Below are 12,109 nucleotides of genomic sequence, written 5' to 3' on the forward strand. Positions count from 1 at the left end.
GTCAAATGCTCTTCGGGCGCGCCTTCGATGGGCGCGCCTTCGATTTTTTGCCGCCCTGGCCTGTCTCCGGCGGCGGGTGCCGGTTTGCCTCTGTTGCCAATTGATCCGCCGAGGCTTTAGGGTGCGCGGCCATGAGCCGGTACATGCAGTTGGCGCTGGAGCAGGCCCGTCTCGCCGCAAGCCGGGGCGAGGTGCCAGTGGGCGCGGTGATTGTGGACGCGCGGGGCGAGGTGCTTGCCGCCGATGGCAACCGCACGCGCGCGCAGAACGATCCCACGGCCCATGCGGAAATTCTGGTGATCCGGCAGGCCGCCGCCCGGTTGCAGGATGAGCGGCTGCTGGATTGCGACCTGTACGTGACGCTGGAGCCGTGCCCCATGTGCGCCGGGGCGATCAGTTTTGCCCGTCTGCGCCGGGTGTATTTCGGGGCGAGCGACCCCAAGGGCGGCGGGGTGGAACATGGCCCCCGCGTGTTCAACCATCCCACCTGCCACCATCGCCCCGAAGTGTACGGCGGCCTGTCCGAGTCTGCCGCGTCGGACATTCTCCGCCAGTTCTTCGCCGAGCGCCGCTGAGGGAATTTTTTTGGGGGGAAACGGGGTTTCTGGCGGGGGGACTCGGTCCCCCGCGCCCCCCATTCCTGTTCTGTCGCGTGCGAGCTCATGCAGGCGCACACGCTGGAGGAAGGGCGCGGCCCAATCATTTTATTATCGGCCAATTATTTTATTGTCGGGACGTGCCTCCGGCGGGCGCGGGAAACGCGGCCCGAAAAACGAAAAGGGGGTCGCAGGGGGAGCAAGCTCCCCCTGCATACCAGGGGCAACCCACTCACGCCCCCATCGCCACCTCGGTGGCGCCGATCCAGTTGCCGTGGAAGCCGTGGGGCACGCGGGTGCTGAGGTGCACCACGGCCTGCGGCGGGCCGGACACGTCCTGCGCGTTCAGGATCACCAGGTCGCTGGCGCCCCGGTTGGCGTCGTGGACGAAGCTGAGGAGCCAGCCGTCATCCTCCGCCGCATCCGGGTGGCGGGGCACGAACACGGCCTCGCCCGTCTCCCGGCCCGGGCCGTGCCGGTGCGCCTCCAGCCGTCCGGTCTCGAGATCGTGCTTGTAGAGGCAGGAGCCGTCCGCGCTCTCCTGTCCGTAGGAGGTGGTGTAGGCGAAGCGGTAGGGCCGGGCGATGCGGCGCGCGTCCATGCGCGGGAACTCCTGGCCGCGATCGTCCAGCACGGTGCGCACGGTGGTGCCGCGCCGGGGGTCGAGCAGCCAGCGCTCGAGGGTGACGCGGCGGGAGTCGGGGCCGATGGTGGAGTGGTCGAACATGCGGTCGTGTGCCACCACGTCCAGTTGCACCCGCCCGTCCGGCAGATCGCAGGCGTTGCAGGTGTGGAACACGTAGCACGGGTCGACAGCGCACCACTGGATATCGTCCGCCGTTGCCTGATCGTCGCGGGGCAGCAGGCCGATGCGGCTTTCGTGGCGCGGGTTCCAGGCATAGGGCATGAGCACGCCGCGCAGCAGGCGGCGGGGCGAGAAGGTGACCGGCAGGTCAAGGACGATCACGTACCGCTCTGTCAGGGCGCAGTCGTGCACCATCGGCCCGTGGCGCACGGGGATGGCCAGCAGGCGCGAGACCCGGCCGTCGCGGCCCACCACCACATGGAACAAGTGGTTCTGCACCCGGGCGTCGTAACAGACGGCGTGCAACTCGCCGGTGTGCGGGTCGAGGTGCGGGTGGGGGCTGAAGGCGGTGGCGAGGGTGCCGCCGAGGTCGGTGTGGGCGACGGTCTCCAGCCGGCTGTTCAGCGCCACCGGGAAGGGGCCGGCCTCCACCAGCGCCCAGATCTGGCCCGCATGGGCGATGACGTTGGTGTTGACCGTCTCGAACACGCCCCGGCGCGGCCCCGGCGCGGGCGGCTCGCCGAGGGCCCGGCTCACCGGCCCGGTGCGGACCCAGCGGTTGCGGTACCAGAGGGCGCGGCCGTCCTTGAGGCGCACGCCGTGGACCATGCCGTCGCCGGAGAACCAGTGGTAGCGGCCCGGGTGCTGGGGCGGGTGCACCGGGTTCGGCCCGATGCGGGCGTACAGGCCGTCGAGTTCCGGCGGCACGGCGCCGGTGACCGGCAGGGCGGTCTGTTCCACTTCTTCGTAGACGGGCGCGAAGCTCCCCTCCAGCCAGGGGTTGGGCCCGTCATTGTCGGGAGCGAGGCGTCGGATGCCCTGAATCAGCGCGCCGACGGCGCGATCGGCCAGGCGGGACATGGAAAGCTCCTTTCCCTCACGGTTCGGGTTGCGCGGCGCAAGCGTATGTGTACAGTGTGAACATGACGATGCGGCAGAATGTGTACGGTGTCAACATGGAATCGGGCGGAGAGGACAGGCGCGCGGAAGCCAGCGTTCAAGGCGGCGCACAGGCCAGCGCTCAGGCCAGCGCTCAGGCCGCCAGCGCTCAGGGCAGCGCGGCGGTGAGCAGCACGGCGCCGGGTGCGCCTGCGCCCGCGCGGCGTTATCACCATGGCAACCTGCGCGAGGAGCTGGTGTCCACGGCGCTGGAGATGCTGGAGGCCCAGGCGCAGGGGGAGATCAGCCTGCGCGAGCTGGCCCGGCGGGTGGGTGTCTCCCCCAACGCCGTCTATCGCCACTTCCCCGACAAGGGGGCGCTGCTGGTGGCGCTGGCGGCCGAGGGCTTCGGGCGGCTGACGGCGCTTCAGGCCGGGGCGGCGCAGGGGCTGGAGGGCGACCCCCGCGCGGCGTTCCAGGCCATGGGGCTGGCCTATGTGCGCTTCGCGCGCCGTCATCCGGCGTTGTTCCGGCTGATGTTCAGCCGGTTCACCGACAGCGCGGCGGCGCGGGGCAGCGAGGCGCTGGCGGCGGCGAGCCGGCTGGCGGTGGAAGGGCTGCGCCGGGGGGCGGCGTGGGCGGCCGGTCTCCCCGAGGGCGACGCCGGGGCGATTCGGGTGGAGGCGCTGCGGGCCTGGTCCATGGTTCATGGTCTCAGTCTCCTGGTGCTGGATGGGCAGGTGGCGGCGGAGGGTGAGGCGCTGGAGCGTCTGATCGAGGCGGTTCTGGCGCCCGGGCCGGCCCCGTCTTCCTTCTGAGACCGGCCCTTTTCCGAGGCCGGCTCTTGTCTGAGACCGCCTCTTTTCTGTGGGGGGCTTGTTCCTTCCCGGGGAGGTTGGCTGTTTTCAGCGTAATGGTCTTGCCTGAAAATCTGCTATGCAGGCGGAGATGAAGCGCGCGCAGACCACACAGCGGATTATCGCCGTCGAGCTCGACGAGCACACGATCCTGTGGCGCAATGCCGACGTGGAGCAGGAGCGGCGCGTCGCCATCTTCGATTTGCTGGAGGGCAACCACTTCGCCCCCAAGTCCGAATACCCGGGCGGCTACAAGGGGCCGTACAAGCTGCTGATGCGGGTGGAGGAAGGGCGGCTGGCGCTTGATATCTCCACCGAGAACGACGAGCTCCTGGAGACGATCACCCTGTCCATGACGCCGTTCCGCCGCGTGATCCGCGAGTACTTCGCCATTTGCGAGAGCTACTACCAGGCGATTCGCAATGCCTCGCCCAGCCAGATCGAGGCGATCGACATGGGCCGGCGCGGTATCCACAACCAGGCGGCCGAGATGTTGCAGGAGCGCATCGCCGACAAGCTGGACGTGGACTTCGACACCGCCCGCCGCCTGTTCACCCTGATTTGCGTGCTGCATATTCGAGGCTGAGATCCAGCGCGGCTGAAGTCCGGCGCGGCTGAGATGGGGCGCATCCCGCGTTTTGTGCGCGTCCTTCGTTTTGTGCGCTTCTCGCATGTCGTGAATTTTGTGCGCCTCCGGCGTGTCATGTATTTTTGTGCGCTTCTCGCGCATGGCGAAAATCCACTTCATGCGTTCGTCCCCGGATCCGGGTAAGCTGGTAGACTTAGGGAAGGACCGTTTCGCGGTTCGGCCATTTCTCGACGGATGCTGTCTGTTCACCCGGCATGTCTGGACAGGACGAGGGGGGAGTCATGACGCGGACCAGCAGGGATCGGAAATACCTTCACGACTTCGACGACGACGCGCTGGAGCGGCTCGAGCTCCAGCATCGCGTGTGGCGGGCGCGTGCGCTGGAGGCCTGGCAGCGGGCTGGTTTCACGGCGGGCCAGAGCCTGCTCGACGTGGGGGCCGGGCCCGGCTTTGCCACGGTCGATCTGGCGGGCATCGTCGGCCCGCAGGGGCGGGTGCATGCGGTGGAGCGCTCGGCCCGGCTGGTGGAGGCGCTGCGCGAGCGGGCCCGCCGCTGCGGCTACGACAACATCGTCGCCCACTGCCGCGATGTCGCCGTTGACGGCCTGCCGGTCGAGGACGGCACCATGGACGGCGCCTGGTGCCGCTGGATCTTCGCCTTCATGCGCCAGCCCGCCGTGCTGCTGGAGGCCCTGGCGGCGGCGCTGCGGCCGGGCGGCGTGCTGGTCGTCCATGAATACCTCGACTACCGCACCTGGCGGCTTGCGCCCCGCTCCCTGCTGCTCGAGCGGTTCGTCGCCGAGGTGCTGGGCAGCTGGCGCGACGCGGGAGGCGAGCCGGACATCGCGCTGGACCTCCCCGGCTGGCTCGCCGAGGCCGGTTTCGAGGTGCGCGAGCTGCGCCCTGTCCTCGACATCATCTCCCCGGCCAGTTTCGTCTGGCAGTGGCCGGCCAGCTTCATCGACAGCAGCCTGCGGCGTCTGGTGGAACTGGGGCGCATCGCCCCGGCGCTGGCGGACGAGATCGGCGCCGAGTTTCAGGAGCGCAGCCGCGACCCCGCGTCCCTGATGATCACGCCCGCCGTTGTCGAGATCATCGCCGTGCGCCGCGAGGACGGGGAACAGGACTGACCCCCTGCCGCGGGCTGGCTCAGGCACTGCTTGTCGGCTCAGGCTGGAGCGGCTAGAACGCGAAAGCGGCGCTGCCGGGCCGTCCCGGGCGCGAGCAGCGACCCGCGCCACGTCTTGCCGCAAGAGGAAGATTTCAGTCCATGGCCGTAATGTCTGACCGCTGGATTCGTGAGAAGGCGCTGCGCGAGGGGATGATCGAGCCCTTCGTCGACCGGCAGGAGCGGGGCAACTGCATCTCCTATGGACTGTCCTCCTACGGCTACGACGCGCGCGTGGCGGACGAGTTCAAGATCTTCACCAACGTGGACAACGCGGTGGTGGACCCCAAGGACTTCTCCCCCCATTCGTTCGTCGATCGCAAGCAGGACGTGTGCATCATTCCGCCCAACAGCTTCGTGCTGGCCCGCACGGTGGAATATTTCCGCATCCCGCGCGACGTGCTGGTCATCTGCCTCGGCAAGAGCACCTACGCCCGCTGCGGCATCATCGTGAACGTGACGCCGCTGGAGCCGGGCTGGGAAGGCCACGTCACGCTGGAGTTCTCCAACACCACGCCGCTGCCGGCCAAGGTCTACGCCAACGAGGGTGCCTGCCAGTTCCTGTTCCTGCAGGGCAACGAGCCGTGCGAGGTGTCCTATGCGGACCGCGCCGGCAAGTACATGGGCCAGCGCGGCGTCACCCTGCCGCGGCTGTAACGCGGCGCACCGTAACATTGTGAGCGAACCGGCCGCCGTTTAGAGACAGGTCACATGGACAAGATCATCATTCGCGGCGGCAGGCCGCTGAGCGGGCGCATCCCCATCTCGGGCGCCAAGAACGCGGCGCTGACGCTGATGCCGGCGGCCATCCTGACGGAAGAGCCGCTGACCCTGCGCAATCTCCCGCGCCTCGCCGACATCGACACCTTCAGCCACCTGCTCAACCAGCACGGCGTGTCGCTGACGCTGGAGGGCTCCCGGCCGGAGGAATTCGGGCGGGTGATGACCTTGAAGGCAAGCCGCATCACCAACACCGTCGCCCCCTACGACATCGTGCGGCGGATGCGCGCCTCGGTTCTGGTGCTGGGCCCGCTGCTGGCCCGCTGCGGCGAGGCCACCGTCTCCCTGCCCGGCGGCTGCGCCATCGGCACCCGGCCCATCGACCTGCACCTGAAGGGGCTCGAGACGCTGGGCGCGCGCATCGAGCTGACGCAAGGCTACGTGAAGGCGATCGCGCCCGACGGCCTCAAGGGCGGCGTGGTCCGCTTCCCGTTCGTCTCGGTGGGCGCCACCGAGAACGTGCTCATGGCCGCCACCCTGGCCCATGGCGAGACCGTCATCGAGAACGCGGCCCGGGAGCCGGAGATCGTGGACCTCGCCCACTGCCTCCAGGCCATGGGGGCCGAGATCGATGGGATCGGCACCGAGCGGCTGGTGGTGCAGGGCAAGACCCGGCTGCACGGCGCCACCTACGCCGTCATGGCCGACCGCATCGAGGCGGGCTCCTATGCCTGCGCCGCGGCCATCACCGGTGGCGAGCTGGAGCTGCTCGGCATCCAGGCGAACACCCTGGGCGCCGTGATCGAGGCGTTCGACCAGGCGGGCGTCGCCGTCACCCCCACCCGCGAGGGACTGAAGGTGGCCCGGCGCAACGGCGAGCTGCGGGGCATCTCGGTGACCACCGCGCCCTACCCGGGCTTCCCCACCGACATGCAGGCCCAGTTCATGGCCATGCTGGCCCTGGCGGACGGCGCCAGCGTGCTGACCGAGACCATTTTCGAGAACCGCTACATGCATGTGCCGGAACTGGCCCGCATGGGAGCCGATATTCAGGTGCGGGGCCGTTCGGCCTTCGTGCGGGGCGTGCCCCAGCTGACCGGCGCGCCGGTCATGGCCACGGACCTGCGGGCGTCGATGAGCCTGGTGCTGGCTGGTCTGGCCGCTCAGGGCGAGACCACGGTCAACCGCATCTACCATCTTGACCGTGGCTATGAACGGTTGGAGGAAAAGCTCTCCGCCGTCGGCGCCGACATCGAGCGGGTGAGCGCCGGCTAGGCCAGCCCCGGATGGCTGCCCGCACCGGAACCGGGGCGAGGGGAGGAGGCAAGATGGAGGAGGCAGGGCGCATGGGAAAACCGCTGCGGCTTCTGGCGCAGGACCAGGACGATGTGCCGGTGATCTCCGCCCTCGTGCAGGACGCGGTGGTCCGCCCCGCCGAGGTCTGCCTGGATGCGCGTGCCCGCCGCTTCGTGGTGCTGATGAACCGCTTCCGCTGGGAGGAGGCGGACGAGGAGCCGCGCCGCGTGCGCACGGCCCTGCGCATCGAGGGGGTGATGAAGGCGGCCCGCAAGGGCTGGCCCGCCGCCGCCGACAAGGACGCGGTGCTCGAGCTGCTGGCGCTCACCGTCACGCCCGGTGAGGAGGGTGCCGCCACGCTGGAGCTGGACTTCGCCGGCCCCGCCGCCGTGCGGCTGGATGTCGAGTGCATCGAGGTGCTGCTCGAGGACCTGACCGAGCCCTGGCCCGCCCGCGCCAAGCCGGTGCACAAGGCGTAGGGGGGGGCAGGTTTGATTATGGATTGCGAGGGTCTTGGACCCTCGCGCTCCCGTTCGTATTACGGGCCGCGCCCTGCGGGTCCCGAGGCGATCTCCGGAGCGGCCGACGGGCCTGCGTCAGGCGGGATCAGATGACTCCAGCCCGCGCTCCTTTCCGCGCTCCCTTCCGCATTCGCTTCCGCGTTCACTTCCGCATTCGCTTCCGCTCCCGCTTCCGCACGCCATTGTCCCGCGCGCGTCCCGAAAAACCAGCCACCGGAAGCCCGAAGGCTTACGCTTCCAGTTCCGTGTCCCAGTAGAGGTAGTCCCGCCAGGTTTCGTGCAGATAGCGGGGCGGGAAGGCGCGGCCGTTCTGCTGGAGTTCGAAGGTGGTGGGCTGGTGCGGCTTGATGCGCGGGTACATGTTCGCCTCGGCCGGGGTGCGGCCGCCCTTGCGCAGGTTGCACGGGGCGCAGGCGGTGGTGACATTCTCCCAGGTGGTGCGGCCGCCGTGGGAGCGGGGCACCACATGGTCGAAGGTCAGGTCCTCCCGCGCGCCGCAGTAGGTGCAGGCGAACCGGTCCCGCAGGAACAGGTTGAACCGGGTGAAGGCGGGATAACGCGCCGGCTTCACATACTGTTTGAGGCTGATGACCGAGGGCAGCTTCATGGTGAAGCTGGGGGAGTGCACCTCCCGCTCGTATTCGGCCACGATGTTCACCCGTTCGAGGAAAACCGCCTTGAGGGCGGTCTGCCAGTCCCAGAGACTCAGGGGATAGTAGGAGAGGGGCGTGCAGTCCGCGTTGAGCACCAGCGCGGGGCATTGCTCCAGTTTGGGCAGGATGGACGGGTGGTACATGCTCGGTTCCGCTCTCGCTTTCGTCAGAAAGCGACCGCGACCGATCGGACTTGTCGCACTCAAGCCGGCCGACGAGGCCGCTCGACACCTGCAATCCGCAACAACACGCCTTATACCACAGATCGTGTTGCCGCATAATGACATGACATGATCTGGTATCGTCAAGACCGTGTTTGGGGTCCGGCGGTCTGCAACGCAAAAATGTGACGGATGTTTCGCCAGCAGCCCGGACGGAGCGCGGGGCCTGCCTGTAGCGCCGCCGCATTCGCGCGGCCTGTCACTGCGCCGCCGCCTCCCCCGCGCACCCCGTCTCGGCCGGAGGGCGCGGGTGTGTATCCAACGATGAGAAAGAGCGAAGCGCCACACGACCCACCGGGCGGGCAACCTGGATGCCTGCCGCCGAACGCTTCGCCACCACATCGGGCTACCACCGTATGTTCTCCGTTTATTCCTGTTTGTTCCGTCCGTCAATAGGAAAAAAACAATACAAAAGAATTAAATAACCAGCCTCTTCCGGCGGGCGCGGCCCCGGGCTAGGGTGCGCGGGCCATGTCAGCCGCCATGCCTTCGCTTCCGTCCGCCTCCGGTTCCGTCGTCACCCGCTTCGCGCCGTCGCCCACCGGGCGGCTGCACCTGGGCCATGCCTATTCGGCCCTGCTGAACGCCCGCTATGCCGCCGCGCGCGGCGGGCGTTTCCTGCTGCGCATCGAGGACATCGACGCCACCCGCTGCCGGCCGGAGTTCATCGCGGGCATCTGCGAGGATCTGGCGTGGCTGGGGCTGGTCTGGGAGGAGCCGGTGCGCCGCCAGAGCGCGCACATGGCGGATTACCGGCAGGCGCTGGACCGGCTCTCCGCCCTTGGCCTGCTTTACCCCTGCTTCTGCACCCGCCGGGACATTGCCGCCGAGGTTGCCCGCTCGGGCGCGGCGCCCCATGGTCCCGATGGCCCGCTTTATCCGGGCCTGTGCAAGCATCTGGGCGAGAGCGAGCGGCAGGAGCGCATGGCCTCCGGCGTGCCCTATGCCCTGCGCCTGCACGTGGACCGGGCGCTGGCGCTGACCGGCCCGCTCGTGTGGGAGGATGCGCAGGCCGGGGTGGTCGCGGCCGATCCGCTCAGCCTTGGCGATGTGGTGCTGGCGCGCAAGGAGACGCCCACCAGCTACCATCTGGCGGTGACGGTGGACGATGCTCTCCAGGGCGTCACCGACGTCATCCGGGGGCAGGATCTGTTCCACGCCACCCACATTCACCGGCTGTTGCAGGCGCTCCTCGGCCTGCCGACGCCGCGCTACCACCATCACCGCCTGCTCACCGACGAAAACGGCCAGCGGCTGGCCAAGCGGGCGGGCGCGCCGGCGCTGGCGGATCTGCGCGCGCAGGGGTGGATGCGGGCGGACGTGCTGCGCCGCCTTGGCCTTGAGGCCTGACCGGCGGGTTGGTTTGCAGGCGGCGGAGAAAATCGCTAATCCACACGTTGGCCCGGGACGATCATGCGGGTTCGGGCACGACCACGGCTCTTCGGGAGCCTCGGCCTTGCGGAAGGGGACAGGCAATGAACGGTTTCATGTTGGGCGTCATCATCCTGGGGGCGCTGCTCACGGTGGGGGCGCTGGTCCGGGGGCTTGTCCTCCTCGCCTCCGGCAAGGATGTGTCGGGCGAGAAGCAGAACAGGATGATGTGGTATCGCATCCTGTTCCAGGGGCTGACCGTGCTGGCGGTCATCATCGTGTTGCTCATGGCGGGCGGCGGCGGCGACTAAGCCCATGGTCAAGCTGACGAAAATCTACACCCGCGGCGGCGACAAGGGCCAGACCAGCCTGGCGGACGGCACCCGGCTGCCCAAGCATGCGCTGCGCATCGAGGCCTATGGCACGGTGGACGAGGCCAGCTCCGCCATCGGCCTTGCCCGCCTGCACACCTCGGGGGAGGCGGATGCCATGCTGGCGCGCATCCAGAACGACCTGTTCGATCTGGGCGCGGACCTGGCGACGCCCGGCACGGCGATGGAAGGCGCGCTGCGGGTCCAGCCCGCGCAGGTGGAGCGGCTGGAGCGGGAGATCGATGCGCTGAACGCGGCGCTGGAGCCGCTGAACAGTTTCATCCTGCCGGGCGGGTCGCCGGCGTCGGCCTATCTGCATCTGGCGCGCACCGTGACGCGCCGGGCCGAGCGGCTGACGGTCGCCGCCGCCGAGCAGGAGGCGATCAATCCGGTTGCCATCCAGTATCTCAATCGCCTGTCCGATCACCTGTTCGTGCTGGCCCGGCATCTCAATGACCGGGGCCGGGCGGATGTGCTCTGGGTGCCCGGGGCGAACCGCTGATGTGAGGGTGTTGCAGCCGTGCCGCGCCCTTTGCGCCAGATGGGGGGCGCAGCGGCTTCCCGGACGTGATTCCGGGGGCTGCGGTTGACACGGTTGGCCGAGTTGACGCAAACGCCAAGCAGTTTGGTGCCATGCGATCTTTGGGGGGACGAAGGTCCTCCTCCTCCCGTGACCGAAGAGGAGTGGTGGAATGAAGGTTCTTGTGCCCGTGAAGCGGGTGGTTGATGCGAACGTGAAGGTTCGGGTGAAGCCGGACGGGACTGGCGTTGAGCTTGCCAATGTGAAGATGAGCATGAACCCCTTCGACGAGATTGCGGTCGAGGAGGCGGTTCGTCTGAAGGAGAAGGGCGTGGCGACGGAGGTTGTCGTGGTCTCGGTTGGCGAGGCCAAGGCGACGGAGACGCTGCGCACGGCGCTGGCGATGGGGGCGGACCGGGGCATTCTGGTGAAGACGGAAGTGTCGCCGGAGCCGCTGGGCGTGGCCAAGCTGCTTGCGAAGATCGTGGGCGAGGAGCAGCCGCAGCTTGTGATCATGGGCAAGCAGGCGATTGACGACGACAGCAACCAGACGGGCCAGATGCTGGCGGCGCTTCTGGGCTGGGCGCAGGGCACCTTTGCCTCGAAGGTGGAGCCGGGCTCGGGCGAGGTTTCGGTCACGCGCGAGGTGGACGGCGGCCTGGAGACGGTGGCCTTGAAGCTTCCGGCGGTGGTGACGACGGACCTGCGTCTGAACGAGCCGCGCTATGCGTCGCTGCCCAACATCATGAAGGCCAAGTCCAAGCCGATCGCGGAGAAGACGCCGGCGGACTATGGGGTGGATGTGACGCCGCGTCTGAAGACGCTGAAGGTTTCCGAGCCGGCGAAGCGTCAGGCGGGCATCAAGGTTCAAAGCGTTGACGAGCTGATCGGCAAGCTCAAGGAAGTGGGAGCGATTGCATGAGCGTCCTGGTTCTGGCGGAACACGACAACAATTCCCTGAAGGACGCGACCCTTGCGGCGGTGACGGCTGCGGGCGCGCTGGGCGGCGAGGTCCACGTGCTGGTGGCGGGCGCGGGTGCGCGCGGCGCGGCGGATGCGGCGGCGTCGGTTGCGGGCGTTGCCAGGGTGCTGCTGGCGGATGACGCGGCCTATGCCAACGGCCTGCCGGAGAACCTGGCGCCGCTGATCGTGGAGCTGATGGCGGGCTATGACGCGCTGGTGGCCCCGGCCACCTCGTTCGGCAAGAACGTGACGCCGCGGGTGGCGGCGCTGCTGGATGTGGCGCAGGTGTCGGACATCATCTCGGTGGACGGGCCGGACACGTTCCAGCGGCCGATCTACGCGGGCAACGCCATTGCCACCGTGCAGTCGGCGGACGCGAAGAAGGTGATCACCGTGCGCACCACCGCCTTTGCCAAGGCGGCGGCGACGGGCGGCGCGGCGGCGGTCGAGACGGTTGCGGGCAAGGGCGACGCGGGCCTGTCGCGCTTTGTGGGCTCGGAGCTGTCCAAGTCGGACCGGCCGGAGCTGACCTCGGCCAAGATCGTGGTCTCGGGCGGCCGGGCGCTGGGTTCGGCCGAG

At 68.7% G+C, this 12,109-nt stretch carries 14 protein-coding genes; 12 read left to right on the forward strand and 2 right to left on the reverse strand.

Annotation, left to right across the window (positions count from 1 at the left end):
• Window positions 1-131: 131 nt before the first annotated feature.
• Complete coding sequence (locus ACSJJU_RS06020; protein WP_435914327.1) at window positions 132-575, forward strand: nucleoside deaminase; 444 nt, start codon at window positions 132-134, stop codon at window positions 573-575.
• Between the two features lie 253 nt (window positions 576-828).
• Here the strand turns inward: ACSJJU_RS06020 and ACSJJU_RS06025 are convergent, their stop codons facing one another.
• Window positions 829-2,262: a carotenoid oxygenase family protein gene (locus tag ACSJJU_RS06025; RefSeq protein ID WP_435914328.1), complete on the reverse strand. Its 1,434-nt coding sequence runs from the start codon at window positions 2,260-2,262 to the stop codon at window positions 829-831.
• A gap of 62 nt (window positions 2,263-2,324) precedes the next feature.
• On the opposite strand from ACSJJU_RS06025, the gene ACSJJU_RS06030 reads away from it, so the two are divergent.
• From ACSJJU_RS06030 to ACSJJU_RS06055, 6 genes are all read left to right on the forward strand, one after another.
• Window positions 2,325-3,098: a TetR/AcrR family transcriptional regulator gene (locus ACSJJU_RS06030; RefSeq protein ID WP_435914329.1), complete on the forward strand. Its 774-nt coding sequence runs from the start codon at window positions 2,325-2,327 to the stop codon at window positions 3,096-3,098.
• A 130-nt stretch (window positions 3,099-3,228) separates the two neighbouring features.
• Window positions 3,229-3,723 (forward strand): UPF0262 family protein, encoded by a 495-nt coding sequence (locus tag ACSJJU_RS06035; RefSeq protein ID WP_435914330.1) that lies wholly within the window; start codon window positions 3,229-3,231, stop codon window positions 3,721-3,723.
• A 284-nt stretch (window positions 3,724-4,007) separates the two neighbouring features.
• On the forward strand, window positions 4,008-4,856 hold the full coding sequence (locus ACSJJU_RS06040; RefSeq protein ID WP_435914331.1) for a methyltransferase domain-containing protein: 849 nt from the start codon (window positions 4,008-4,010) through the stop codon (window positions 4,854-4,856).
• Between the two features lie 140 nt (window positions 4,857-4,996).
• A complete protein-coding gene (gene dcd / locus ACSJJU_RS06045) occupies window positions 4,997-5,551 on the forward strand; it encodes a dCTP deaminase (RefSeq protein WP_435914332.1) in 555 nt (184 codons plus the stop codon).
• Between the two features lie 54 nt (window positions 5,552-5,605).
• Entirely contained in the window at window positions 5,606-6,889 is a 1,284-nt protein-coding gene (gene murA, locus ACSJJU_RS06050) for a UDP-N-acetylglucosamine 1-carboxyvinyltransferase (RefSeq protein ID WP_435914333.1), read from the forward strand.
• A 71-nt stretch (window positions 6,890-6,960) separates the two neighbouring features.
• Entirely contained in the window at window positions 6,961-7,389 is a 429-nt protein-coding gene (locus ACSJJU_RS06055; protein ID WP_435914335.1) for a DUF2948 family protein, read from the forward strand.
• A gap of 271 nt (window positions 7,390-7,660) precedes the next feature.
• On the opposite strand, the gene ACSJJU_RS06060 is transcribed toward ACSJJU_RS06055, so the two are convergent.
• Entirely contained in the window at window positions 7,661-8,227 is a 567-nt protein-coding gene (locus ACSJJU_RS06060; protein WP_435914337.1) for an HNH endonuclease, read from the reverse strand.
• A gap of 549 nt (window positions 8,228-8,776) precedes the next feature.
• Between ACSJJU_RS06060 and gluQRS the strand changes: the two genes are divergently transcribed.
• The 5 genes from gluQRS to ACSJJU_RS06085 form a co-directional block, all read left to right on the forward strand.
• Window positions 8,777-9,655 carry a tRNA glutamyl-Q(34) synthetase GluQRS gene (gene gluQRS / locus ACSJJU_RS06065; RefSeq protein WP_435914338.1) on the forward strand — a complete coding sequence of 293 codons (879 nt, stop codon included), beginning with the start codon at window positions 8,777-8,779 and terminating at the stop codon, window positions 9,653-9,655.
• A gap of 125 nt (window positions 9,656-9,780) precedes the next feature.
• Entirely contained in the window at window positions 9,781-9,987 is a 207-nt protein-coding gene (locus tag ACSJJU_RS06070) for an HIG1 domain-containing protein (protein ID WP_435914340.1), read from the forward strand.
• 4 nt (window positions 9,988-9,991) lie between these two features.
• Window positions 9,992-10,549 (forward strand): cob(I)yrinic acid a,c-diamide adenosyltransferase, encoded by a 558-nt coding sequence (locus ACSJJU_RS06075; protein ID WP_435914341.1) that lies wholly within the window; start codon window positions 9,992-9,994, stop codon window positions 10,547-10,549.
• A 190-nt stretch (window positions 10,550-10,739) separates the two neighbouring features.
• A complete protein-coding gene (locus tag ACSJJU_RS06080) occupies window positions 10,740-11,489 on the forward strand; it encodes an electron transfer flavoprotein subunit beta/FixA family protein (protein ID WP_435914342.1) in 750 nt (249 codons plus the stop codon).
• A partial coding sequence (locus tag ACSJJU_RS06085; protein ID WP_435914343.1) for an electron transfer flavoprotein subunit alpha/FixB family protein occupies window positions 11,486-12,109 on the forward strand: 624 nt, incomplete at its 3' end. The genes ACSJJU_RS06080 and ACSJJU_RS06085, both read left to right, overlap by 4 nt.

This window comes from Pedomonas sp. V897 (genome assembly GCF_051304405.1).
Classification (GTDB): domain Bacteria; phylum Pseudomonadota; class Alphaproteobacteria; order Sphingomonadales; family Sphingomonadaceae; genus Pedomonas.

Coding starts and splice junctions, on each gene's coding strand:
- ACSJJU_RS06020 (WP_435914327.1), top strand. CDS start 132: ATGAGCCGGTACATGCAGTTGGCGCTGGAGCAGGCCCGTCTCGCCGCA.
- ACSJJU_RS06025 (WP_435914328.1), bottom strand. CDS start 2,262: ATGTCCCGCCTGGCCGATCGCGCCGTCGGCGCGCTGATTCAGGGCATC.
- ACSJJU_RS06030 (WP_435914329.1), top strand. CDS start 2,325: ATGACGATGCGGCAGAATGTGTACGGTGTCAACATGGAATCGGGCGGA.
- ACSJJU_RS06035 (WP_435914330.1), top strand. CDS start 3,229: ATGAAGCGCGCGCAGACCACACAGCGGATTATCGCCGTCGAGCTCGAC.
- ACSJJU_RS06040 (WP_435914331.1), top strand. CDS start 4,008: ATGACGCGGACCAGCAGGGATCGGAAATACCTTCACGACTTCGACGAC.
- dcd (WP_435914332.1), top strand. CDS start 4,997: ATGGCCGTAATGTCTGACCGCTGGATTCGTGAGAAGGCGCTGCGCGAG.
- murA (WP_435914333.1), top strand. CDS start 5,606: ATGGACAAGATCATCATTCGCGGCGGCAGGCCGCTGAGCGGGCGCATC.
- ACSJJU_RS06055 (WP_435914335.1), top strand. CDS start 6,961: ATGGGAAAACCGCTGCGGCTTCTGGCGCAGGACCAGGACGATGTGCCG.
- ACSJJU_RS06060 (WP_435914337.1), bottom strand. CDS start 8,227: ATGTACCACCCGTCCATCCTGCCCAAACTGGAGCAATGCCCCGCGCTG.
- gluQRS (WP_435914338.1), top strand. CDS start 8,777: ATGTCAGCCGCCATGCCTTCGCTTCCGTCCGCCTCCGGTTCCGTCGTC.
- ACSJJU_RS06070 (WP_435914340.1), top strand. CDS start 9,781: ATGAACGGTTTCATGTTGGGCGTCATCATCCTGGGGGCGCTGCTCACG.
- ACSJJU_RS06075 (WP_435914341.1), top strand. CDS start 9,992: ATGGTCAAGCTGACGAAAATCTACACCCGCGGCGGCGACAAGGGCCAG.
- ACSJJU_RS06080 (WP_435914342.1), top strand. CDS start 10,740: ATGAAGGTTCTTGTGCCCGTGAAGCGGGTGGTTGATGCGAACGTGAAG.